This is a genomic window from Streptomyces sp. NPDC044003 (genome assembly GCF_056435185.1).
The window spans coordinates 128,271-150,659 of the sequence record NZ_JBWKFA010000003.1; the positions used below are offsets into that span (position 1 = coordinate 128,271).

General features: G+C 71.8%; 20 protein-coding genes. 5 read left to right on the plus strand and 15 right to left on the minus strand.

Annotation, left to right across the window (positions count from 1 at the left end; all coding sequences use genetic code 11):
• Nucleotides 1-49: 49 nt before the first annotated feature.
• From AC07AW_RS12670 to AC07AW_RS12705, 8 genes are all read right to left on the minus strand, one after another.
• Nucleotides 50-1,078, minus strand: coding sequence for an aldo/keto reductase (locus AC07AW_RS12670; protein ID WP_478815449.1), 1,029 nt, complete (start codon nucleotides 1,076-1,078; stop codon nucleotides 50-52).
• A complete protein-coding gene (locus AC07AW_RS12675; protein ID WP_478815450.1) occupies nucleotides 1,075-2,049 on the minus strand; it encodes a Gfo/Idh/MocA family oxidoreductase in 975 nt (324 codons plus the stop codon). Before AC07AW_RS12675 ends, AC07AW_RS12670 begins: the two co-directional genes overlap by 4 nt.
• 1 nt (nucleotide 2,050) lies before the next feature.
• Entirely contained in the window at nucleotides 2,051-3,358 is a 1,308-nt protein-coding gene (gene ligA, locus AC07AW_RS12680; protein WP_478815451.1) for a protocatechuate 4,5-dioxygenase subunit alpha, read from the minus strand.
• 23 nt (nucleotides 3,359-3,381) lie between these two features.
• Nucleotides 3,382-4,299: an amidohydrolase family protein gene (locus AC07AW_RS12685; RefSeq protein ID WP_478815452.1), complete on the minus strand. Its 918-nt coding sequence runs from the start codon at nucleotides 4,297-4,299 to the stop codon at nucleotides 3,382-3,384.
• 2 nt (nucleotides 4,300-4,301) lie between these two features.
• Nucleotides 4,302-4,991: a 4-carboxy-4-hydroxy-2-oxoadipate aldolase/oxaloacetate decarboxylase gene (gene ligK, locus AC07AW_RS12690; protein ID WP_478815453.1), complete on the minus strand. Its 690-nt coding sequence runs from the start codon at nucleotides 4,989-4,991 to the stop codon at nucleotides 4,302-4,304.
• Nucleotides 4,992-5,008: 17 nt separating this feature from the next.
• Nucleotides 5,009-6,034: an amidohydrolase family protein gene (locus AC07AW_RS12695; RefSeq protein ID WP_478815454.1), complete on the minus strand. Its 1,026-nt coding sequence runs from the start codon at nucleotides 6,032-6,034 to the stop codon at nucleotides 5,009-5,011.
• Nucleotides 6,035-6,060: 26 nt separating this feature from the next.
• Nucleotides 6,061-7,272 (minus strand): 4-hydroxybenzoate 3-monooxygenase, encoded by a 1,212-nt coding sequence (locus tag AC07AW_RS12700; protein WP_478815455.1) that lies wholly within the window; start codon nucleotides 7,270-7,272, stop codon nucleotides 6,061-6,063.
• 103 nt (nucleotides 7,273-7,375) lie between these two features.
• Nucleotides 7,376-8,143, minus strand: a complete 768-nt coding sequence (locus tag AC07AW_RS12705; RefSeq protein WP_478815456.1) for an IclR family transcriptional regulator — start codon at nucleotides 8,141-8,143, stop codon at nucleotides 7,376-7,378.
• Nucleotides 8,144-8,337: 194 nt separating this feature from the next.
• On the opposite strand from AC07AW_RS12705, the gene AC07AW_RS12710 reads away from it, so the two are divergent.
• A complete protein-coding gene (locus tag AC07AW_RS12710) occupies nucleotides 8,338-9,036 on the plus strand; it encodes a substrate-binding domain-containing protein (protein WP_478815457.1) in 699 nt (232 codons plus the stop codon).
• Between the two features lie 27 nt (nucleotides 9,037-9,063).
• On the opposite strand, the gene AC07AW_RS12715 is transcribed toward AC07AW_RS12710, so the two are convergent.
• Nucleotides 9,064-10,401 (minus strand): hypothetical protein, encoded by a 1,338-nt coding sequence (locus AC07AW_RS12715; RefSeq protein WP_478815458.1) that lies wholly within the window; start codon nucleotides 10,399-10,401, stop codon nucleotides 9,064-9,066.
• Between the two features lie 61 nt (nucleotides 10,402-10,462).
• The gene (locus AC07AW_RS12720; RefSeq protein ID WP_478815459.1) at nucleotides 10,463-10,720 is read right to left on the minus strand and encodes a hypothetical protein; all 258 of its coding nucleotides are present in this window, start codon (nucleotides 10,718-10,720) and stop codon (nucleotides 10,463-10,465) included.
• 444 nt (nucleotides 10,721-11,164) lie between these two features.
• Between AC07AW_RS12720 and AC07AW_RS12725 the strand changes: the two genes are divergently transcribed.
• Nucleotides 11,165-12,565, plus strand: a complete 1,401-nt coding sequence (locus AC07AW_RS12725; protein ID WP_478815460.1) for a chondroitinase-B domain-containing protein — start codon at nucleotides 11,165-11,167, stop codon at nucleotides 12,563-12,565.
• Between the two features lie 49 nt (nucleotides 12,566-12,614).
• Here the strand turns inward: AC07AW_RS12725 and AC07AW_RS12730 are convergent, their stop codons facing one another.
• Nucleotides 12,615-12,965 (minus strand): DoxX family protein, encoded by a 351-nt coding sequence (locus AC07AW_RS12730; RefSeq protein ID WP_478815461.1) that lies wholly within the window; start codon nucleotides 12,963-12,965, stop codon nucleotides 12,615-12,617.
• Nucleotides 12,966-13,026: 61 nt separating this feature from the next.
• Here AC07AW_RS12730 and AC07AW_RS12735 point away from each other — a divergent pair, with 61 nt between their 5' ends.
• Both AC07AW_RS12735 and AC07AW_RS12740 read left to right on the plus strand, forming a co-directional pair.
• Nucleotides 13,027-13,926, plus strand: a complete 900-nt coding sequence (locus AC07AW_RS12735) for a LysR family transcriptional regulator (protein WP_478815462.1) — start codon at nucleotides 13,027-13,029, stop codon at nucleotides 13,924-13,926.
• A 55-nt stretch (nucleotides 13,927-13,981) separates the two neighbouring features.
• Nucleotides 13,982-14,506 carry a hypothetical protein gene (locus AC07AW_RS12740; RefSeq protein ID WP_478815463.1) on the plus strand — a complete coding sequence of 175 codons (525 nt, stop codon included), beginning with the start codon at nucleotides 13,982-13,984 and terminating at the stop codon, nucleotides 14,504-14,506.
• A 13-nt stretch (nucleotides 14,507-14,519) separates the two neighbouring features.
• On the opposite strand, the gene AC07AW_RS12745 is transcribed toward AC07AW_RS12740, so the two are convergent.
• From AC07AW_RS12745 to AC07AW_RS12760, 4 genes are all read right to left on the minus strand, one after another.
• Nucleotides 14,520-15,947, minus strand: coding sequence for a GH1 family beta-glucosidase (locus AC07AW_RS12745; protein ID WP_478815464.1), 1,428 nt, complete (start codon nucleotides 15,945-15,947; stop codon nucleotides 14,520-14,522).
• Between the two features lie 58 nt (nucleotides 15,948-16,005).
• On the minus strand, nucleotides 16,006-16,872 hold the full coding sequence (locus AC07AW_RS12750) for a carbohydrate ABC transporter permease (protein ID WP_478815465.1): 867 nt from the start codon (nucleotides 16,870-16,872) through the stop codon (nucleotides 16,006-16,008).
• Entirely contained in the window at nucleotides 16,869-17,834 is a 966-nt protein-coding gene (locus AC07AW_RS12755; RefSeq protein ID WP_478815466.1) for a carbohydrate ABC transporter permease, read from the minus strand. The genes AC07AW_RS12750 and AC07AW_RS12755 overlap by 4 nt, the downstream gene beginning before the upstream one ends.
• Nucleotides 17,835-18,039: 205 nt before the next feature.
• A complete protein-coding gene (locus AC07AW_RS12760; protein WP_478815467.1) occupies nucleotides 18,040-19,344 on the minus strand; it encodes an ABC transporter substrate-binding protein in 1,305 nt (434 codons plus the stop codon).
• Nucleotides 19,345-19,611: 267 nt separating this feature from the next.
• Here AC07AW_RS12760 and AC07AW_RS12765 point away from each other — a divergent pair, with 267 nt between their 5' ends.
• Nucleotides 19,612-22,380, plus strand: coding sequence for a glycosyl hydrolase (locus tag AC07AW_RS12765; protein ID WP_478815468.1), 2,769 nt, complete (start codon nucleotides 19,612-19,614; stop codon nucleotides 22,378-22,380).
• Nucleotides 22,381-22,389 lie beyond the last annotated feature (9 nt).

Below are 22,389 nucleotides of genomic sequence, written 5' to 3' on the forward strand. Positions count from 1 at the left end.
GACAGGGGCGGTACCGACCACGAGGTCGGTACCGCCCCTGAAACGTGTGTCAGCCCGCCCGGCCGCAGCGCTCGGTATCGATCTCGGCGAGCGTGGACTCGTTGTAGCGGGGCCCGTGGACCGTCGTGGCGTTCAGCACCCGGTCCGCCGCGTCGAGCACCTCGCACGGTACGTCGAGGTCGAGCACGGACAGGTTCTCCCGCAGATGGGGGACCGACCGGGTGCCGGGGATCGCGATGACGTGGGATCCCCGGGAGACGACCCAGGCGAGGGCCAGTTGCGCGAGGCCGAGTCCCGCGTCGCCGGCGATCCTCTCCAGCTCCCGCCGCAGCGCCAGGTTGGCGGGGTAGTGGCCGGAGTCGAAGCGGGGCATGCCCCGGCGGATGTCCCCGGCGGGAAGACCGCCGAGGTCCGGGGGCGCCGAGGTGAGGAAGCCGCGGGCCAGCGGGCTGAAGGCCACCAGGGCGACGCCGAGTTCACGGGCCGCCGCCAGAGTGCCCTGCTCCGGATTGCGTGACCAGAGGCTGTACTCGTTCTGCAGGGCGGCGATCGGGTGCACGGCGTGCGCCCGGCGCAGCGTCGCCGCGGAGACCTCCGAGAGCCCGAGCGCGCGTACCTTCCCCGCCGCGACGAGTTCGGCCATCGCCCCGACGCTCTCCTCCACCGGGACCTGCCGGTCGACCCGGTGCAGGTAGTAGAGGTCGATGACGTCGGTGCGCAGCCGGGCCAGCGCCTCGTCCACGGTGCGCCGGAGGGTCTCCGGCCGCCCGTCGATGACGCGCCGGCCGTCGACACCGGTCATCCCGCACTTGCTGGCCAGCACGATCCGGTCCCGGTGCGGGGCCAGGACCCGGCCGACCAGCTCCTCGTTCGCGCCGAAGCCGTAGAGGGCGGCGGTGTCGAAGAGCGTGACACCCTCCTCCAGCGCCGTCAGCAGCACCTTCTCGGCGGCCTCCGGGCTCGGCGGGACATGGTACGCATGGCTCAGGTTCATGCAGCCCAGGCCGATGGCCGGGACCTCGAACGGACCGAGCCGGCGCGGGGCGAGCCCCGCGCCGGCGGACGATGCGGCGGTCACGAGCCCGCGAAGGCGTTGAGCTGCTGCTCCAGCGCCGCCAGGGTCCGGTAGCAGGCCAGCACCTGGGCGATGGAGGAGTTCGGCTCGCGGCCCTCGCGGATGGCGGCGACGAACTCCCGGTCCTGGAGCTCGATGCCGTCCATCGACACGTCGACCCCGCTGACGTCGATCGGCTCCTCCTTGCCGGTGAACAGGTCGTCGTACCGGGCGATGTACGTGCCGGTGTCGCCGATGTAGCGGAAGAACGTGCCGAGCGGCCCGTCGTTGTTGAACGACAGCGACAGGGTGCAGATGGCGCCGTTCTCCGCCCGCAGCTGGATCGACATGTCCATCGCGATGCCCAGCTCGGGGTGGAGCGGGCCCTGCACGGCGTTGGCCTGCACGATCGGCGAACCCGCCTGGTACGCGAACAGGTCGACCGTGTGCGCGGCGTGGTGCCACAGCAGGTGGTCGGTCCAGGAGCGCGGCTGGCCGAGCGCGTTGAGGTTCTTCCGGCGGAAGAAGTACGTCTGCACGTCCATCTGCTGGATGGAGAACTCGCCGGCCTCGATCCGCCGCCGCACCCACTGGTGGCTCGGGTTGAACCGGCGGGTGTGGCCCACCATCGCCACGAGGCCCGTGCGCTCCGCCGCGGCCTGGCACGCCTCGGCGTCGCCGAGCGAGTCGGCGAGCGGGATCTCCACCTGGACGTGCTTGCCCGCTTCGAGGCACGCCAGCGTCTGCGAGGCGTGCAGCTGCGTGGGGGTGGCGAGGATGACGGCGTCGATGTCGTCCATCGCAAGCACCTCGTCCAGGGAGGCGACGGCGCGCCCGACGCCCTGCTCCGCGGCGAACTTCTGGGCGCGTTCGAGGCTGCTGCTCACCACGGCGGCCACCTCGACGCCCTCGATCCGCTTCAGCGCGGCCGCGTGCTTGGCCCCGAAGGCACCGCCGCCGGCCAGGGCGATCCGTACGGTCCGGTCGTCAGTCATGTCACTCCTTCACGGCGGGCTCTTCGGCCCGGGGGTGGTTTTCCAGGATCAGGTGTCCGACGGCGGTGTTGGACGCCGGCACATGGTAGAAGCGGTGCTTGACCTCGACCTCGCCGGAGCCGTCGACGTCGCTCAGCGCGCCGCGGGCGATCAGCCACATGACCAGCTCGATGCCCTCCGAGCCCGCCTCCTCGACGTACTCCAGGTGCGGCACCTGCGCGAGTCCGGCGGGGTCCTCGACCAGCCGGTCCAGGAAGGCGTTGTCCCACTCCCGGTTGATGAGGCCGGCCCGCGGGCCCTGGAGCTGGTGGCTCATGCCGCCGGTGCCCCACACCTGCACCTTGAGCGGCCGGTCGTACGACTCGATCGCCCGGCGCAGGGCCCGCCCGAGCTCGAAGCAGCGGGCGCCCGAGGGGACGGGGTACTGCACCACGTTGACGTGGAAGGGGATCACCTTGCACGGCCACTTCTCGGTGTCGCCGAACATCAGCGACAGCGGGACGGTCAGGCCGTGGTCGACGGTCAGCTCGTTCGCGAGGGTGAGGTCGAAGTCGTCCCTGATGAGCGAGTGCGCGATGTGCGCGGCGAGGTCCGGGTCGCCCTCGACGCCGGGCACGGGGCGGGGCCCGTACCCCTCGTCGGCGGTGGGGAAGGCGCCGCCGGTCCCGAGGACGAAGGTGGGGATCAGGGACAGGTCGAAGGCGGAGGCATGGTCGTTGTAGACCAGGAAGATCACATCGGGGAGGTTCTCCCGCTCCCACTCCCTGGAGAACTCGTACCCCTCGAAGACCGGTCGCCAGTAAGGCTCTTCGGTCTTCTCGTGGTCCATCGCCGCGCCGATCGCCGGCACGTGGGAGGTGAAGACCGCGCCGGTGATCACGGCGTGCTCGGCCGGGGGCGTCGGATCGGCGTGTGCCGCCTCCAGGACCGCGTGGTCGATGCGGTTGCCATCGACGGAGCGGCCGCCGCCGACCATCATCGCGCGGTACTCCTCCTCGGTCATGCCGGTCATGGACCCCGCCATCTGCTGGAACGAGAACCCCAGGGTCGCGCCCCACTTGGCGAGGAAGTAGATGTTGCCGCCCTCGCGCATGGCGGCGTTGAGGTCGCGGTCGAGCAGGGCCTGCTTCTGCTCCTCCCGCAGCGGCCAGGCGTCCAGGTAGGCGCGCTCGTCGGCGAGGTAGGCCGCGCGGTTCTCCGCGGTCATCAGCGACATGCAGAACTGGTTGAGGTGGTAGCCCTTGGCGGACTGTTCGGCGTCGAAGATCGTGGTCCCCGGCACCAGTTTGTAGGTCTTGTCCAGTGACATGGTGGCCTCCGGTCGTGGGCGGGTCAGTCGGCGTCCGGCCAGTACAGGCGCATCGGGTTGTCGACGAGGAGCTTCTGCCGCAGCGCCGGGGTCGGCGCGATGTGCGGGAGGAAGTCGACGAGCAGGCCGTCGTCGGGCATGTGATCGGTGAGGTTGGGGTGCGGCCAGTCGGTGCCCCACAGGACGCGGTCGGGGAACTCCTCGACGACGCGCCGGGCGAACGGGACCACGTCGCGGTAGGCGTTCCGCTCCCCGTCGAGGGCCGGCGGACCGGTCAGCGAGAGCCGCTCCGGGCACGTCACCTTGCACCAGATGTCCGGACGGGCCCGCATGAAGTTCAGGAAGGCCTCGAAGTCGGGCCCTTCCGGGTCCTTCGCGGTGTCCGGCCGTCCCATGTGGTCGACGACCAGCGGGACGGGGATCGACAGCAGGAAGTCCCGCAGGTCCGGGAGGTCCGCCGCCTCGAAGTAGACGACGACGTGCCAGCCGTACGGTGCGATCTTCTCGGCGACGTCCCGCAGGTCCTGCTGCGGCGCCGCGTCCACGAGCCGCTTCACGAAGTTGAACCGCACCCCGCGGACGCCCGCCTCGTGCAGCTCGCGCACCTGGGCGTCGGTGACGTCGGGGCGCAGCGTCGCCACACCCCGGGCCAGCCCGCCGGAGGCCCGCAGGGCGTCGACCATGGCGGTGTTGTCGGCGCCGTGACAGGTCGCCTGCACCACGACGTTCCGGGCGAAGCCGAGGTGGTCGCGGAGCGCGAACAGCTGGTCCTTGGACGCGTCGCACGGCGTGTACTTGCGCTCGGGGGCGTACGGGAACTCGGCGCCCGGTCCGAAGACGTGGCAGTGCGCGTCGACGGCGCCGGAGGGGAGCCGGAACTGCGGCCGGCTCGGACCGGCGTACCAGTCCAGCCAGCCCGGGGTCTTCTCGAAGGTCGTCATCCTCAGTCCTCGTAACGCAGGCCGAGCTCGGCCAGCGGGCCGCGCATGCCGTACAGGTCCAGGCCGAGCCGGCCCGCGCGGAACTGTGCCCGCTTGCCTTCCTCGTTGGCCTCGCGGGCGGCGGATGCGGCGGCCACCTCGGCGGCCCGCTCGCGCGGCACCACGACGACGCCGTCCGCGTCGGCGACGATCACGTCACCGGGGCGCACGAGGGCGTTGCCGCAGACCACCGGCACGTTGACGGAGCCGAGGGTGGCCTTGACGGTGCCCTTGGCGTTGATCGCGCGGGAGAAGACGGGGAAGTCCATCCGCTCCAGGTCGGTGACGTCGCGGACGCCTCCGTCGATGATCAGGCCCCGGCAGCCGCGGGCGCGGAACGACGTGGCGAGCAGCTCGCCGAAGAAGCCGTCCTCGCTCTCGGTCGTGCAGGCCGCGACGACGACGTCGCCGTCCTGGATCTGCTCGGCGGCGACGTGGAGCATCCAGTTGTCGCCGGGCTGGAGGAGCGCGGTCACGGCGGTGCCGCACATCCGGGCCTTCGGGTAGGCGGGGCGCAGGTAGGGGCGCATCAGCCCCACCCGGCCCATGGCCTCGTGGATCGTCGCGACGCCGTACTTCGCCAGCTCCGCGACGGCCTCCGGGTCGGCCCGGTCGATCTTCGTGTGGACGACGCCGAGTTCGGTGTGTTCCATGGGTGCTTCTCCTGGGGTCAGCGGCCGGCCGCGGCGAGGCGGGCGGCGAGTCGGGGGTAGACGCGCAGGGCGTTGCCGGAGTACACGGCGGCGCGCTCCTCGCCGGAGAGGTGCGGGGTGGCGTCGACGTACCGCTTGGTGTCGTCGAAGTGATGACCGGTGTGCGGGTCGATGTCGCGGACCGCGCCGATCATCTCGCTGGCGAAGAGCACGGACCGGCCGGGGACGACCCGCGTGAGCAGGTCGATGCCGGGCTGGTGGTAGACGCAGGTGTCGAAGAAGACGTTGTCGAGCAGGGTCTCGGGGTCCGGCCGGCCGAGCGCCATGGCGAGGCCGCGGAACCGGCCCCAGTGGTACGGGACGGCGCCGCCGCCGTGCGGGATCACGAACCGCAGCGTCGGGAAGTCCGTGAACAGGTCGCCCTGGAGCAGCTGCATGAACGCCGTGGTGTCGGCGTTGAGGTAGTGGGCGCCGGTCGTGTGGAACGCCGGGTTGCACGAGGTGCTGACGTGGATCATCGCGGGGATGTCGTACGCGACCATCGCCTCGTAGACCGGGTACCAGCTCCGGTCGGTGAGCGGTGGCGCCGTCCACCTGCCGCCCGACGGGTCGGGGTTCAGGTTGATGGTGACCGCGCCGAGCTCCTCGACCGCGCGGCGCAGTTCGGGCAGGCAGGTCGCGGGGTCGACGCCCGGCGACTGCGGCAGCATCGCGCCCATGGCGAAGCGGTCGGGGTAGAGCGTGCTGACGCGGTGGACCAGGTCGTTGCAGATCCGGGCCCACACCGAGGACACCGCGAAGTCACCGATGTGGTGGGCCATGAAACTGGCACGCGGGGAGAAGATCGTCAGGTCGCTGCCGCGCTCGTCCATGAGCCGCAGCTGGTTGCCCTCGATCGCCTGCCGCAGGTCGTCGTCGGTGATGACCAACTCGTCGGGGTCCGGGACGGGGCCGCGGCCCTCGGCCGCCGCGATCTGACGGTCGCGCCACTGCCCCAACTGCGGCGGTGCGGTGGTGAAGTGCCCGTGGCAGTCGATGATCATGGATGTGCTCCTGGGAGTCGTCGGTGTCAGCCCTGGACGCTGACGGGCCAGCCGGTGTACTGCTCGGAGAGATAGGCGCGTCCGGCGCGCGTTCCCACCACGTTGTCGAGCTCGCCGAGTTGGCGGCGCCGGTCGAACGCCGAGGCGCCCGGCGGCGTGTGCAGCAGCCCGGTCAGCCAGTGGGAGAAGTTCTGCGCCCGCCAGATCCGCTGCAACGCCCGCGGCTGGTAGTCGTCGAGCGCGGCCTCGCCCCCGCCGCCGAGCGCCCGCAGGAGGACGTCGGCGAGCACCTTCACGTCGTGCAGAGCGAGGTTGAGCCCGCGGGCGCCGGTCGGCGGCACCGTGTGCGCGGCGTCTCCCGCGAGCACCATCGAGCCCCAGCGCATCGGCTCCTGCACGAACGAGCGGAACCGCAGCACCGCCTTCTCGAGGACCGGTCCCTCGGCGAGGCGGAAGCCGTCCTCGCCGGCCACCCGGGCCTGGAGCGTCTCCCAGATCCGGTCGTCCGGCCACGCGTCGACGGACTCGTCGGGGTCGCACTGGAAGTACATCCGCTGCACGGTCTCGGTCCGCTGGCTGATCAGCGCGAACCCGTGCTCGGAGTGGGCGTAGACCAGCTCGGGCGCGCTGCGCGGGGCCTCGGCCATGATGCCGAACCAGGCGAAGGGGTACTCCTTGCCGTACCGCACCCGACGGTCCTCGGGGACCAGGTTGCGGCACATGCTGCGGGAGCCGTCGGCGCCGACCACGTACCGCGCGCGGATCTCGTGCCGGGAGCCGTCGGCGGCGGTGTAGCGGACCCGCGGGGCGTCGGTGGTGATGTCGAGGACCTCGGTGTCCTTGACGCCGAAGTGGACCGTGCCGCCGTCCCGGTCCCGCGCGTCGGCCAGGTCGATGAAGACGTCGGTCTGCGGATAGAGCCATACCGACTCGCCCACCAGCGCCTTGAAGTGGATCCGGTGCGCCCGGCCGCCGAACCGGATCTCGGTGCCTTCGTGTTCGTGGCCCTCGCGCAGGATCCGGTCGGAGACGCCGGTCTCGACCAGGTCCCGGGCCACGTCCGCCTCCAGGATGCCGGCCCGCTGCGTCGTCTCGATCTCGTGCCGGGTGCGGGTGTCGAGCACGACCGTCCCGACACCCGCCCGTCCGAGCCGGTGGGCCAGCATCAGGCCGGCGGGGCCGGCGCCGACTACGGCGACGGGCACCGAGGTGACGGTGTCGACGGGGGCATCGGCCATGGCATCTCCTGCGGGGGTGCGAGCGTTCGGGGTAACCCGAACGTTGACACCCGGAGCGGCGGCCGGTCGCCGGCGTTTCCGTCAGGCGGAAGTGCCTGCGAGGTCAGAGCACCGTGCGGGCTCGTCGGCCGAGCTCGTCGGAGATTCCGTGCACGGCCCTGAGCAGCGGTTCACGCAGTCCCCGCGCACGGCTCGCGCTGCGCGCCGCGACGACGATCCCCAGAGCCGCGCTGACGGGTCCGGCCCGGCCGATCCGTACGGGCGCGGCCACCGCGACCGTGTCCTCCGAGAGCTGGCGGTCACTGACGAAGACCTGCTCGCGGCGGATGCGGTCCAGCTGTGCCCGCAGGGTCTTCGGATCGGTGACGGTGTGCGGTGTCCAGGCCCGCAGCGGCGATTCGAGGACCTCCTCCTGGATGTCCCGCGGCGCGTGCGCCAACAGCACCCGGCCCATTCCGGTGGAACCGATGGGGAACCGGGTCCCGACCATCGTCAGCAGCTGTACCGACCGGTGCCCGGCGATCCGCTCGACGAACACGAGCTCGGTGCCCTCGCGCACCGCGAGCTGGATGTTCTCGTGCGTCACCTCGTAGAGGTCCTGCATGAACGGCAGGGCCACGTCACGCAGGATCTGCGTACGGGGGCATCCCGAGGCGATCTCCCAGAGCCTCAACCCGACGTGCCACGACCCGTCCTCCGCACGTTCCAGAGCCCCCCACGCCGCCAGTTCCGCCACCACACGGTGCGCCGTGCTGAGAGCCAACCCCGTGCGCTGGGCGATGTCCGACAGGGTCTGCGACGGATGCTCGCGGTCGAAGGCCGACAGGACCAGAAGGACCTTTCCGGCCGCGGTGCTCTGGGTGGTGCTCACACGATCAGTCTCGCAGACCCGCGTTGAGGCATCCGACCGCGCGCCGTACCATCTGCCGGACCAGGGCCCCTCCGACCGTTCGCGTCGGACCAAGCCGGCCCGCCCGGCACGCGCGCTCGCCGCACGCCGATCACACTCACCCGACGACCCGGCCCGATCCGACCCGCAGGGTCGGACAGGCCCCAGGAGAAGACGTGGACCGAGAGATCTCCGGACTGTCCTCGATGGCGACGCGGCCCGTGCTCGCCGAACTCACCGAACACATCCGGCTCGCCCACGGGCTCGCGGTGCGCTTCGACTCCGCCGGCGGCGTCGAGATCGCGAAGCGGGTCCGTGACGGCGCCGAGTCCGACGTGCTCGTACTGGCCGACGGGGCGCTGGCCGGGCTGACCGAGCAGGGGTACGTCCTCGGCGACACGGTGCGCCCCCTGTGGGTCTCGGAGGTCGTCGCCGCCGTGCCCGAGGGAGCACCGCTCCCTCCGCTGCGCTCGGAATCCGACCTGCGGGCCGCACTGCTGTCGGCGAAGCGGATCGCCTACTCCACCGGCCCGAGCGGTACGGCCCTCGTCGATCTGATCGCCCGGCTCGACCTCGCCGACGTGCTGGGGGACCGGCTCGTCCAGGCGCCACCGGGCGTGCCCGCCGGCAGCCTGCTGTCATCCGGCCGAGCGGACCTGGCCTTTCAGCAGCACAGCGAGCTGATGGACCTGCCGGGCGTCGTCGTCGCCGGCCCGCTGCCGGGCGACACCGCCATCACCTCGACGTTCAGCGGAGGCGTCCTGGCCGTCTCCCCCCGGCCGACCCTTGCCCGCGACGTCCTCGACCTCCTCGGTTCCGACGCGGCGTCGAAGGCCGCCCGAGCCAGGGGCATGCGCGCCGCCGGGGGCCGGTGATCCTCCCGCCACGCGCCACAGCCGTCGTCACGGGTGCGTGAACACCCCGACCATCCGCGTGTCCGGGTTGCTGCTCATCCCGACGATCGCGCCCCCGTCGGCGCGGTTCACGCGCGCGTGCGCGCCCGCGTAGCCGTCGTCGGTGAGGAAGAACCCCAGCGCCGCGATCCAGTCGTCCACGGTCCCTGTCGCCGGGTCGTACACGGGCTCGGGCCGGGGCACGACCCGCTCCTGCGCCACATAGCCGCCGCGCTCGACCGCGAGGGTCAGGGCCTTCCCCCACTCGGCGTCCGTGCACTCCCAGCCGACGAACGTGTCCAGACCGCCGTACCCGGCGCCGGGCTTGAGGATGAGCCGTTCCCGCCGCTCCCGGCAGAGGTCGATCAGCTCGGCGGGGCCGGAGGCGCGCAGCGCCCGGCTCCACGGCAGGACCCGTTCGACCAGGGCCCGCTCGGCGGCGTCGAAGGCATCGGCCCGCCGCGGGTCGGAGAGGAGAGCGAGGGCGCTCTTGTGGGAGTAGAGGCCGCTTTCGAGGGAGGTGAACAGCACGGTCCTGCCCGCCTCGTGGGCGCGGAAGAAGGGTTCCGCCACTCCCGGGCCCTCGGGGTCGTCGAGCAGCTGGCTCGCCGCGAAGTTCCGGAGCACGAGGTCGAGCGGCGTGCCGTCCAGGGTGAGTTTTCCGTCGGCACGCGCGCGTACGTCGCCGATCTCCCCGATCCTGAGGTCGAGGCCCTGCTCGGCCATCGCCTCCTGGGTGGCGCGCATCAGCGTTCCGTACGGGCCGACACCCCCGCGCCCCTCGATGAGACCGATCACCGGTTCCGCCGAGCCGGACAGCGCGGGACGTGATCGGTCGCGCAGCACGGCGGCCATCCGCGCGGCGATGTCCACATGGTCCAGGCCGTGCTCGCGCGCGAAGCCGGCGAACTCGGGGACCCGCAGCAGCGCCTGGTCGAAGACGTCCATGTCGAGACCGCCGACCTCGCTGCCGAGGTTGAGCTCCAGAAGCTTGAACCCGGTGCCGTCGTGGTACGCGTCGGCGCGCCCCAGCCTGGCGGGGACGCCCGACCCGGCCCGGCGGAGCAGTGCCACGAGGGACGGTTCGAACCCGAGCTCCGCCGCGTACCGCTCGACGTCCCCGTCGAAGAGCCGCTCCGGCAGCGACACGAGGAGGTCGTAGAGACCCTCCAGGTCCCGGGCGAACGCGGCCGTCTCCGAGGCACGGACGAACCAGGGCCGGGGGAGCAGGTGCGAGCGCCAGGCCGCCTCGAAGGCCGGAGGCAGTTCGGCCCGGGCGACGGCCGTCGCGAGCCCGCCGTCCCCGCGCAGGCACTCGTCCACGTATATCCGGCTCAGTTCGGTCATCAGTATCGCTCGCTTCACTGGAAGAGATCGGGTACGTGCTCCGAAGGGCGAGCAGGTTACCTCAGTAGCCGATCCGTACTCCCGTGACTACGTGACGGTCTGTCAAACCGCCGGTGGCTCCGGAGAATCCGACCAGGACGTTCTTGGGCAGCGTCATCGCCACGTCGATCACCTGGGTGCCGTCGACGAGGACGATCAGGCGTCCGGCGGCGGTGACATCGACGTCGATGACGTGGCTGCCGGTACGCAGCGCGGGCACGGCCGTCGAGGTGGCCGCGTACCGGAGCGTGGTCCCCGTGCCCCCGGTGGCGACCCCCACGAAGTTCGACGACGGCTCCCCGGCGTTGCGGTACGTGTCCAGGCCCGCAGCCCTTCGCGCCGGTCGCCCGGCCCCGGGCGTTAGCGGAACGTGAGCGAGACGTGAGCGGCGCAGGGCAGGCTGTGCGTGTCGGCAGGCCAGGGAGGGGTGACCGTCCACCCGGTACGCCCGCCGACGGGTTCCGAGGAACAGACCGGAACGAGCGGGACCGAGGCGGGCGCCGTGGCGGCCGTCGTCCTGACGGTTGCCGTCGTGGGGGCGGCACCGGGCAGGACGGGCCGACGCCGGCGGGGAGCCGGCGTCCGGAACCGGACCCGACCGGTCAGGACCCGGTGCGGGCCGTGGGGGCCCGCACCGGGGTCCCGGCGCCCCCGCGCCACGGCGATCCATGCCACCTGGTCACAGGACACAGACGACGACTTCACCCTTCCTCCAGGAGGCATCATGCGACGACGTACCTTCCTCAAGGGCTCGCTGCTCGGCGCGGCGGCCGCCGCCGTCCCCCTCGGCGCCTCGGCTGCCGAGCCGGCGCCGGTCACCTCCCTGAGCGCGCTCCAGAGCGCGATCGACCGGGCGGTCCCCGGAGACAGGATCGTCGTCGCCGACGGCACCTACACCGTCCCCTCGGGCGGAGCGATCGACGTCTCGGGACGCAGCGGCATCACGATCGTCTCGCAGACCCGCGGCGGCGCCGTCCTGCGCGGCGCGCGCAGCTTCGTCCTCGACGGCGCGAGTGCCGTCACCATCAGCGGCTTCGCGCTCCGGCAGAGCGGAACCCTGTCGATCCCGGCGGGTAGCACGGGCATCCGGCTGACCCGCAACGACATCCAGTTCGCGGACGTGGACGGCCTCGACTGGGTCCTCGTGGAGGGCGACGACGCCAAGATCGACCGGAACCACTTCCACGACCGGACCACGCAGGGCATCTTCGTCGTCGTCGACGGGCCCGGCACGACCGCCGTGGCGCAGGGCCTCCACATCTTCAAGAACCGCTTCTCGAACCACCTGTACACGGGCGCCAACGGCGGCGAGTCGATCCGGCTCGGCGTCAGCAGCCGGGCCCTGTCCCACGCGGACGCGATCGTGGAGTACAACCTTTTCGAGCGGTGCGACGGAGACCCCGAGGCCATCTCGGTGAAGTCCTCCGGCAACACGATCCGGTACAACACGATCCGCGACAGCCAGGGCGGCATCGTGCTGCGCCACGGCAACGGTTCCACCGTCGAGGGCAACTGGCTGCTGGGCGGCAAGGAGGGCATCCGTCTCTACGGCAACGACCACCTGGTCGTGAACAACCACCTCGCCGGCCTCACCGGCCGGGCGCTCGTGATCGGCAGCGGCACCACCCGCGACCACCACGACGGCGAGACCACCGAGGAGCGGCGCGGCAACGACGCCTGCGACCGCGCGGTGATCGTGCACAACACCCTGCGCGCCAACAAGAGTTCGCTCTCGGGGGAGACCCGCACGTACGAGCCGCAGGACGTGACCGTCGCCGACAACCTCATCGTCGGGGACAGCGGCAGCCTCGTCGCGATGGGCGCGACGACCGGCTTCATCTGGCAGGGCAACATCCTCTGGGGCGCGGCCGCCGACGGCACCCTCCCCAACGCGGGCTACACCCGGGTCGACCCCCGCCTGACGCAGTCCACGGACGGTGTCTTCCGCCTCTCGGCGGGCAGCCCCGCGATCGGCGCGGCGACTCTCGCCACCGTGTCGGTCCCGGAGGACATCGACGGCCACGCCCGGGGCACCACGCGCGACATCGGCTCCGACGAGTACTCGACCCTGACCCCGGTCCGTCGCCCCCTCACCCCCACGGACGTGGGCCCGAACGCCTCCTGACCGCGCTCCACCCCCCAGGGCCTGTCCGACCACGCTCGTCGGACAGGCCCTACTGCGCGACGGCGAGGGCGAGGGAGCCGGTGGCCAGAGCCAGGAAGGCCGTGGGGAAGGCGATGTTGTGGAAGACGCGGGCCCGGACATGGACGGCGACCGCGCCGAGGAAGAAGAGCACGAGTCCGGCTCCGGCGGCGACACCGACGGGCCGTGCGCCCAGCAGGCCGAGCAGGAGCCCGGCGGCGCCCGCCGCCTTCAGGGCGGCCAGCCAGGGGATCGAGCTCGCCGGCACGCCCACTTCCGCAGAGTTGGCCAGCACGAAGGGTGCCCGCGCGAGGTCGGCGGCGGCGATACCGGCGTTGGCCAGGACGGTGACAAGGGTGACCATGAGGTACGTGGGGGACATGACCCACAGCCTCGTCGCGCGTCCTCTTGGCGTCCAATACCCGCATCCATAACCTGGCGGCATGGATGTGGACACCCGGCTCCTGCGGTACTTCGTCGCCGTCGCGGAGGAAGGCAGCCTGACGCGCGCGGCGGAACGGCTCTACGTCTCGCAGCCCGCGCTCACCAAGCAGATCAAGCACCTGGAAGCGCTGCTCGGGGCACGGCTGTTCACCCGGTCCAAAGCCGGCATGGCCCTCACCGAACCGGGCCGGGTGCTCGCCGAGCGGGCGACCGGACTGCTCGCCTCCTGGAGCCGCACGCTCCAGGAGGTGAAGACCGCGGCGGGCCGGGAGGAACGCGTCCTGCGCGTCGGCTACCTGGCGAGCGCGGCCAACGAGGCCACCCGCCCCATCGTCGAGGAGTTCGCGCGCCGCAGGCCCGACTGGCGGGTGGCGATGCGGCAGGCCGCCTGGTCCGACCCCACCGCCGGACTCGCCGCCGGGGAAGTCGACGTCGCCCTCGTACGGCTTCCGTTCCCCGGCGAGGACGACCTCCGGGTGGACGTCCTCTTCAGCGAGCCCCGCTGGGTCGCTCTCCCCGTCGACCACCGGCTCGCCGGCCGTGGGACGATCCCCTTCACGGAGCTCCTGGACGAGCCGTTCGTCGCCGCCCCCGCCGAGACGGGCGCCTGGCGGGACTTCTGGCTCGCGACCGACGCGCGCGAGGGCCGTCCCGTCCGCATCGGAGCCGTCGTCGACCAGCCCGACGACTGGCTCGGCGCGATCGACCAGGGCCACGGCATCGCCCTCGCCCCGGAGTCGGCCGCCCGCTTCTACGCCCGCCCCGGCATCGTCTACCGGCCCGTCAGCGGCATCGCACCGACCCGGGTCGGCGTCGCCCGCACGGCCGCCGCCGACACCGATCCCGCCGTACGGGACTTCGTGCGCTGCTGCACGCACATCCGGGACCTGCACGTGTGATCACCGGATCATGATCAACATCGCGACTTCTCGGGGGAATCAGCACGTGAACAGGGTGAGGACAGCAGTCGCCGCGGTCGTCCTGGCGAGCGCGGTGGCGGGCTGCGGTTCCGAAGCGCCGGCCGACGGCACAGGGCAGGCGGACAAGCCGGCCTCCGCGAAGCCCTCCGCCGCCGACACCGGCGACGCCGGTGGGGCGAAGGGCGAGAAGCTCGCCGCCGACCCCGGCACCCGCTACACCACCGTCGCCGCGCCCACCATGGAAGGCCTCGTCTGCGACGAGGGCGACGGCGGCTTCCAGTTCGGCAGCGACCTCGACATGACGGTCACCGGCGACGACGGCCTGAAGGAGATCGAGGACGCCGGCCAGGACGTCGCCGACGAGGTGTCCTGCTTCGGCAGCCCCCGCAACGTCCTCCGCAAGAGCACCATGTCGGCCTCGGCGCCCACGTTCACGGCCCGTACCCACCTGTACGAGAACGTGCCGGACCCCACCGCCTCCCTCGACCGCATCTTCGACGCGTCCATGGACCTGGCCAAGGACTACGGCCGCAACCTCGCCGGCGCCCCGAAGAAGTAGGGGCCGGACGGTCTCAGGCCTCCCCGAGACCGCCCCGGGCGATGACCTCCGCGTACCAGCGGGCGCTGTCCTTCAGGGTCCGGCGCTGCGTCGCGAAGTCCACGTGGACGATCCCGAACCGCTTGCTGTAGCCGTACGCCCACTCGAAGTTGTCGAGCAGCGACCACAGGAAGTAGCCCCGCACATCGGCGCCGTCCGCGAGCGCCCGGTGCACCGCCGCCAGGTGCGCGTGCAGATACGCCACCCGCTCCGGGTCCTTCACGTTCCCCGACGGATCGGCGTAGTCGTCGTACGCCGCCCCGTTCTCGGTGATGACCAGCGGTACGCCCGGCAGCTCGTCCCGCAGCCGGACCAGGAGCTCGTGCAGCCCGTCCGCGTCCACCGGCCAGTCCATTGCCGTGCGCGGCCCGGCCACGGGCTCGAACCGTACGTGCCGCTCGGCCCCCGCCCACGGCGAGGGCGACTCCGAGGTGCCCGCCCCGACGACCGCCGGGGAGTAGTAGTTGATCCCCAGGGAGTCGATCGGCGCGGCCGCCGTCGCCAGGTCGCCGTCCCGCACGAAGGACCAGTCCGTGACGGACGCTGTGTCCCGGACCAGGTCCTCGGGGAGCCGGCCGTGGAAGACCGGGTCGAGGAAGATCCGGTTGCCGACGGCGTCGATCCGGCGGGCCGCGTCCACGTCCTCCGGGGCCTGCGAACGAGCCCGTACGGCATGGAGGTTGAGGGTCAGCGACACCTCCGCCGCACCGGGCAGCGCACCGCGCAGCGCGCGGGCCGCGAGGCCGTGCGCCAGGTTCAGATGGTGCGCGGCGCGCAGCGCGGCGAGGTCGCTGGTCCGGCCCGGGGCGTGCACGCCCTGGCCGTAGCCGAGGAAGGCCGCGCACCAGGGCTCGTTGAGCGTGGTCCAGGTCGCGACCCGGTCACCGAGGGCGTCCGCCATGATCCCCGCGTACTCGGCGAACCGGTACGCGGTCTCCCGGTGCGGCCAGCCGCCCCCCGCGGCGGAGCCGCTGTCGGACATGGTCTCCAACTCCTGCGGCAGGTCCCAGTGGTAGAGCGTCGCCACCGGGCGGATGCCGGCCTCCAGGAGCGTGTCGGTGAGCCGCCGGTAGAAGTCCAGGCCCTTGCGGACGGCTGGGCCGCGCCCCGTGGGCTGGACCCGCGGCCAGGCGATCGAGAAGCGGTAGTCGGTCACCCCGAGCCGCCGCATCAGGGCGACGTCCTCGTCGACCCGGTGGTAGTGGTCGGCGGCGATGTCGCCGGTGTCGCCGTTGCGCACCTTGCCGGGCGTACGGCTGAAGGTGTCCCAGATGGACGGGGTGCGGCCGTCCTCGGCGGCGGCCCCCTCGATCTGGTACGCGGCCGTGGCCGTGCCCCAGCGGAAGCCCTCGGGGAAGCGGAGGGCGGTCGTGACGTCGGAGTGGGCGTCAAGCGCGGTCATGGGTGGAGAACTCCCTGAAGTGAGAGGCTTGTTGGTGAAGGACGGTGAACCACGGACGTCAGCCCTTGACCGCGCCCTGCATGATCCCGCCGACGATCTGCCGGCCGAGGAGGCCGAAGACGAGCAGCACCGGCAGGGTCCCGAGGAGGGTGCCCGCCATGATCACGGACTGGTCGTGGACGTAACCCCCGCCGAGCTGACGCAGCGCGACCTGGACGGTGGGCTCGGAGGAGGAGAGCGCGACGACGGGCCAGAAGAAGTCGTTCCACGCGGCCATGAAGGTCAGCAGACCGAGCACGGCCATGCCCGGCCGGGCGACCGGCACCACGATCGACCAGAAGATCCTGGCCGTGGACGCACCGTCGACCCGGGCCGCCTCGATCAGCTCGTCCGGCAGCGACTGCACCAGGTACTGCCGCATGAAGAACACCCCGAACGCCGACACCAGGCCCGGCAGGATCACCGACTGGAGCTGGTTCACCCAGCCGAGCTCGGCGATCAGCATGAACAGCGGGATCACCCCCAGCTGCGGCGGGATCATCATCGTTCCCACCGTGACCGCAAGGAGCGCGCCCCGGCCCCGGAAGCGGAGCTTCGCGAAGGCGAAACCGGCGAGGGTGCAGCACAGGACGGTGCCGAGGGTGATCGAGCCGGAGACGAGGAGCGAGTTGAGCAGCGCCTTGCCGATGTCTGCCTCTTCGAGTACGGCCTCGAAGTTCCGCATGAGGTGCGGTCCCGGCAGCAGGGCCGGCGGGACCTTCGCCAGGTCGGCGTTGGAGCGGCTCGCGGCGACGATCGTCCAGTAGAAGGGAAAGGCGGAGAAGAGTACGGCGACGATCAGGATCGTGTAGGCGAGCGGCCCGGCGTGCAGGGTGCGGCCGGCTCGGGAGGGTCCGGTCCGTGCCGGGCGGACGAGTGTGGTCATCGGCCGGCCTCCTTGCGGGAACGGCGGTGCGCGATCAGGGCGTTGAGCCCGACCAGCACCACGATGAGCAGGAACATCACCCAGGCGATGGCCGCGGCCCGCCCCAGGTGGAAGAAGCCCCAGCCCTGCTCGTACATGTAGAGGCCGAGCGTCTGGTACTGGTGCGAGATGCCGCCCGAGATCGAGCCTTCGAGGAGCAGCGGCTCGCCGAACAGCTGGGTCGCGCCGATCGTGGAGACGATGACGGTGAAGAGGATGGTGGGACGAAGGCCGGGCAGCGTGACGTGGAAGAACTGCCGCCACCGCGAGGCCCCGTCCATCGCGGCGGCCTCGTACAGCTCGTCGGGGATGGACTGCATGCCTGCCAGGTAGATCAGCGCGTTGTATCCGGTCCAGCGCCAGATGACGACCGTGGACACGGCGATCTGCGAGGCGACCGTGCCGTTCTGCCAGTCGACGGGGTCGACGCCGACGAGCCCGAGCCCGTAGTTGATCAGCCCGAAGTCCCGGCCGAAGAGCTGGGCGAAGACGAGGGTGGCGGCGGCCACCGAGGTCGCGTACGGCAGCAGCACCGCCGTGCGCAGGAAGGTGCGGCCGCGCATCCGGTAGTTCAGCAGATGCGCCAGGCCTAGAGCCGTCACCAGCTGCGGCACGGTGGAGAGGACGCCGATGGTGAAGGTGTTCCGCAGCGCGACCCAGAAGTACTCGTCGCCGAGGAGCGCGGTGTAGTTGCCGAGGCCGCGCCACTCCATGTCGCCGGGGGCCTGGAGCTCGACCCGGTAGAGGGAGACGAAGGCCGTGTAGAGCAGGGGGAAGAGGCCGAAGGCGGCGAACAGGGTGAAGAAGGGGGCGAGATAGGCGTACGGCGAGACCGTCCGCCAGGCCCGCCGGGCGCTCCCCGGCCGGGACGGCGGGGCGGCGGCGAGCGGCGGGGCCGGTGCCTGGGGTGCGGTGAGGGTCACGGTGCGGCCCTTCGGTGAGAGGTCGGGGCGAGAGGGGGGTGGGGGGCGGCGCCGGGCGGGCGCGCGGCCGGGTGGGCGGGTGCGGCGCCCGGCTGGCGTGCGCGCGGCCGGGTGGGTGAGCGCGGCGCCCGGGCAGGCGGGCGCGGCGCCGGGTGGGCATGCGCGGCGCCCGGCGGTCATGCGCGGCGCGCCCGGCGGCTCCACGTCAGCCGATGGTGTTCTCGACGCCCTTCTTCGCGTTCGACCAGGCCTTCTCGGGCGAGGTGCCCTTGCGCTCGACCTCGCTCAGCGCGTTGGTGATCTGCTGCGCGATGTTCTGGTCGTGCACGCCGAGCACCTGGACCGGCGCCGCCTTCGCCGCGTCGCCGAAGATCTTTCCGGTCGGGGCGCCGGAGAAGTACGCGTCCTCGGTGCCGGCGACCTTCTCGATCGCCCCGGTGGCCGAGGGGAAGTTGCCCTGCTTCTCGAAGAGCCGGGTCTGCTGCTCGGGCGCGGTGAGCCACTTGATCAGCTCGTACGCCTCCTTCTTGTGCTGCGCCGCCCTGGGCACGGCCAGGTAGGAGCCGCCCCAGTTGCCCGCGCCGCCGGGGAGCGCGGCGACGTCCCATTTGCCCTTGCCGGTCTCACCGGCCTGGCCCTTGATGTACCCGAGCATCCAGGCGGGGCAGGGGATCGTGGCGAACGAACCGGCGGCGAAGGCCTGGTTCCACTGCGGGGACCACTGGTCGAGCTTGGCGCTCAGACCGCCCTGCGCGGCCTCGACGGCGTGGTCCCAGGCGGTGCGCAGGGCAGGGTTCTCCTCCCAGATCAGCTTTCCGGAGGCGTCGTAGTACCGCTCCTTCTCCTGCCCGATCATGATCGAGTACAGGCTGCCGACGCTGTCGATCCACGCGCTCCTGCCCGGGGCCTTGGCCTTGTACTGCTTCCCGAGCTCCAGATAGCCGTCCCAGGTGGCCCACTTCTTCGCCAGTTCCTCGCGGTCGGTCGGCAGCCCGGCCTGCTTGAACAGGTCCGCGCGGTAGCACAGGGCCTCCGGGCCGACGTCCGTGCCGAGCCCGAGGATCTCGCCGCCCTTGCCGGTGGCGGCGGCCCACTTGGCCGGGGCGAACTGGTCCTTGAGCGCCTCCGCCCCGTACTTCCCGAGGTCCTCGAACCGCTCGGCCTGCTGCTGGGTGACGGAGGCGATCCGGCCCACCTCGATGCCCTGCACGTCGGCGAGACCGCCCCCGCCGGCGAGCCGGGTCTGGAGGGACTTCCAGTAGTCGGCCTCGTCCTCGGTGTCCGTCTGCTTGATCGTGACACCGGGGTGGAGCTTCTCGTACTCGGCGTACAGCCCGGCCTCCTTGTATCCGAACGAGCCGAACAGGTCCACGGTGACCGTGACCTCGCCCCCGGCTCCGTCCGCGGACGCGCCGTCCGTCGAACTTCCGCAGGCGGCGAGCAGTGCCCCGGTGAGCACGACCGCCCCCAGGCGGGCGGCGGTTCTTCTGGCGGCTCGGGCGATGGGCATGGGAAGCCTCCTTGGCTCCGGAACGAGCGAGAGCGATGGAGAGCGCGATTGAGAGCGCTCTCAAACCTGCGGGGGGAGCGTGCCCGTGGAGAGGTGCATCCGTCAAGGCTCGAAGGCGTATCGGACGGGAAGAGCCGTCAACTCCCGTCTGTGTTCAATCCATTGACACAGTCGTTTCGCGGGTTTTACGTTTCCGGCGACCTGAGAGCGCTCTCACCCTCATCCCCGCACACCCCCCACCCACCCGACGACATGAGGTGCTCCTTCATGCCAGCCCCCCGCAGCAGGCCGGCCGCAGTAGTGGTCCTGGTCTCCGCCCTCGCCGCCCTGGGAGTCGGCCCCGCCGCCGGCCCCGCGGCGGCCGCCACCGTCCCCGCGGGCGCCGGAAGTTACTCCGACACCCGACCCGCCGGCACCTCGGGACCCACCACCAACACCGGCACCCCGGTCACCCCCAAGGTCACCCCCGCCGCCCAGGGCAAGCCGGTCCCCACCAACGACTGGTGGTCCTCCCTCGCCTTCCAGCGGTACGGGGACAACCCGTACTCCACCCCCATGTACGGCCATCCGCTCACCTACCAGGCCGTCGCCGGCGGCCTGGAGATCGGCTACCCGACCAGCCCCGCGATCGTCGGCGACGGGCGCCAGTACGAGTTCGCCCACAAGCGCGACCTCACCCTCGGCCTCACCGGCCTCAACTCGCCCGACACCAAGGCCGATGCCTGGTCCGACTGGACCGTCACCCCCTACTGGTCCGACGGCGCCCGCACCCTGCGCACCACCATCGGCCACGGCCTGCCCTTCGTGTACGCCAAGGGCACCGGTGGCGACGCCCGGATCACCACCGCCGAGGCGCCCACCGTCTTCGCCGACCAGGGCAACGTCCTCGGCATCACCGTCGCGGGCCACCACTACGCCCTCTTCGCACCCACGGGCACCGACTGGAACGTGTCCGGCTCGACCGTCACCGCGGGCCTCGGCGGCAAGGACTACTTCTCCGTCGCCGTCCTGCCCTCCACCGACGCCCTCGCGACCTACCGCAGGTACGCGTACAGCTTCGTCACCGGATCCACGGTGAACTGGAGCTACGACGCGGGGACCGTCCGCGCCACGTACACCCTCACCACCGAGGCGAAGGAAGGCACCGAACGGGGCACCCTCCAGGCGCTCTACCGCCACCAGTGGCTGCACACCACCGACGCGCTCACCCCGTACACGTACGTCTCGCCGCGCGGCACCATGAAGGTCCGCGAGTCCGCCTCCTTCACGACCTCACAGCGGGCCGCCGCCACCCTGCCGGGACTGCCGGGCGCCGGCGTGGACCCGGCCCGGCTGCGCGGCTACCTCAACGAGGTCGCGAACTCCTCCGACCCCTTCTCCGGCGCCGTCGACACGTACTGGACGGGCAAGGCCCTCGGCAAGCTCGCCCAGCTCGTCCCGCTCGCCGACCAGATCGGCGAGGGCGCGATCCGCGACAAGCTCCTCGGCCTCCTCAAGGGCCGTCTCCAGGACTGGTTCACGGCCGGTGGCGCCAACGAGTTCTCGTACGACCAGACCTGGAAGACCCTCATCGGCTATCCGGCCTCCTACGGCAGCGACACCGAACTCAACGACCACCACTTCCACTACGGCTACTACGTGTACGCGGCGGCGATCGTCGCCCAGTACGACCCGTCCTGGGCCACCGACTCGGCGTGGGGCGCCATGGTCAAGAACCTGGTCAGGGACACCGCCAACCCCAGCCGCACCGACGGCGCCTTCCCCTTCCTGCGCGGCTTCGACGTCTACGCCGGACACAGCTGGGCCAGCGGCCACCAGGGCTTCGCCGCAGGCAACAACCAGGAGTCCTCCTCCGAGTCGACCAACCTGAGCGCCGCCCTCGTCCTCTGGGGCTCGGCGACCGGCGACAACCAGCTCCGCGACCTCGGCACCTACCTGCTGACCACCGAGGGCGAAGCCGTCGCCCAGTACTGGTTCGACGCCGACCAGCAGGTCTTCCCCGCGGCCTTCCAGCACGACACCGTCGGCATGGTGTGGGGCAGCGGCGCCGCCTACTCCACCTGGTGGACCGCGAACCCGGAGGAGATCCACGGCATCAACGTCCTCCCGGTGACCGGCGGTTCGCTCCAGCTCGCCGGCCACAAGGACGCCGTCCGGCGCAACATCGCCGAGATGGAACGCGAGAACGGCGGCCCCGCCGTCGAATGGCGCGACATCCTCTGGGAGTTCCAGTCCCTCGCCGACCCCGGCACCGCCAAGGCCAAGTGGGACGCGGGCAACGCCGGTTACACCCCGGAGGCGGGGGAGTCGAAGGCCCACACCTACCACTGGCTGACGGCGCTCGACACGCTCGGCGCTCCCGACGCGACGGTCACCGGCTCCCTCCCCACCTCCGCCGTCTTCCTGAAGGGCACCACCCGCACGTACGTGGCCCACAACCACGGCACGACCGCCCGCACGGTCACCTTCTCCGACGGCGCGTCCCTCTCGGTCCCGGCCCGCTCCACCGCGACCGGCACCGGCACGGGCGGCCCCGGACCCGACCCCGAGCCCTCGACGGGCAACACCTTCCAGCTCCGTACGGGAGGCACCCTCACCACGGCCACCGGCGCCACGGCCGGCAGCGACACCATCGCCTCGGCGCAGGGCGCCAACTACGACGGCACCCCGAACCGGCCGCTCGTCTACGAGGTGAAGAACGTCAACGGCACGCTCAGGAGCGGCGGTTCGACCGCGTTCCGCCTCCAGGTGGACGCCGGCACGGTGGTCGGCCTCGGCCAGCAGGCCCGGATCAGCTACGACCTCACCGGCGACGGCACCTTCGACCGGACGGAGACCTATCAGTACTTCGCGACCGACCCGGTCACCGGCTGGGAGGAGTACGGCCAGACACGCGGCCTGAAGTCCGCCACCGGCACCCTCGGCGACCTGCGCGGCGGCACGGTCCGCCTGGAGGTCTGGAGCGCCATCGGAAACGGCGACTCACGGCTCCAGACGGGCACGGACAAGTCCGTCCTCGTCATCCCGTACGACTGACCCCGTGGT

Excerpts from the sequence above, each read along its gene's own strand:
- AC07AW_RS12675 (WP_478815450.1), bottom strand. The coding sequence starts at position 2,049 with ATGACTGACGACCGGACCGTACGGATCGCCCTGGCCGGCGGCGGTGCC.
- ligA (WP_478815451.1), bottom strand. The coding sequence starts at position 3,358 with ATGTCACTGGACAAGACCTACAAACTGGTGCCGGGGACCACGATCTTC.
- AC07AW_RS12685 (WP_478815452.1), bottom strand. The coding sequence starts at position 4,299 with ATGACGACCTTCGAGAAGACCCCGGGCTGGCTGGACTGGTACGCCGGT.
- AC07AW_RS12745 (WP_478815464.1), bottom strand. The coding sequence starts at position 15,947 with ATGACCGCGCTTGACGCCCACTCCGACGTCACGACCGCCCTCCGCTTC.
- AC07AW_RS12695 (WP_478815454.1), bottom strand. The coding sequence starts at position 6,034 with ATGATCATCGACTGCCACGGGCACTTCACCACCGCACCGCCGCAGTTG.
- AC07AW_RS12725 (WP_478815460.1), top strand. The coding sequence starts at position 11,165 with ATGCGACGACGTACCTTCCTCAAGGGCTCGCTGCTCGGCGCGGCGGCC.
- AC07AW_RS12750 (WP_478815465.1), bottom strand. The coding sequence starts at position 16,872 with ATGACCACACTCGTCCGCCCGGCACGGACCGGACCCTCCCGAGCCGGC.
- AC07AW_RS12760 (WP_478815467.1), bottom strand. The coding sequence starts at position 19,344 with ATGCCCATCGCCCGAGCCGCCAGAAGAACCGCCGCCCGCCTGGGGGCG.
- AC07AW_RS12700 (WP_478815455.1), bottom strand. The coding sequence starts at position 7,272 with ATGGCCGATGCCCCCGTCGACACCGTCACCTCGGTGCCCGTCGCCGTA.
- ligK (WP_478815453.1), bottom strand. The coding sequence starts at position 4,991 with ATGGAACACACCGAACTCGGCGTCGTCCACACGAAGATCGACCGGGCC.
- AC07AW_RS12735 (WP_478815462.1), top strand. The coding sequence starts at position 13,027 with ATGGATGTGGACACCCGGCTCCTGCGGTACTTCGTCGCCGTCGCGGAG.
- AC07AW_RS12715 (WP_478815458.1), bottom strand. The coding sequence starts at position 10,401 with ATGACCGAACTGAGCCGGATATACGTGGACGAGTGCCTGCGCGGGGAC.
- AC07AW_RS12730 (WP_478815461.1), bottom strand. The coding sequence starts at position 12,965 with ATGTCCCCCACGTACCTCATGGTCACCCTTGTCACCGTCCTGGCCAAC.
- AC07AW_RS12765 (WP_478815468.1), top strand. The coding sequence starts at position 19,612 with ATGCCAGCCCCCCGCAGCAGGCCGGCCGCAGTAGTGGTCCTGGTCTCC.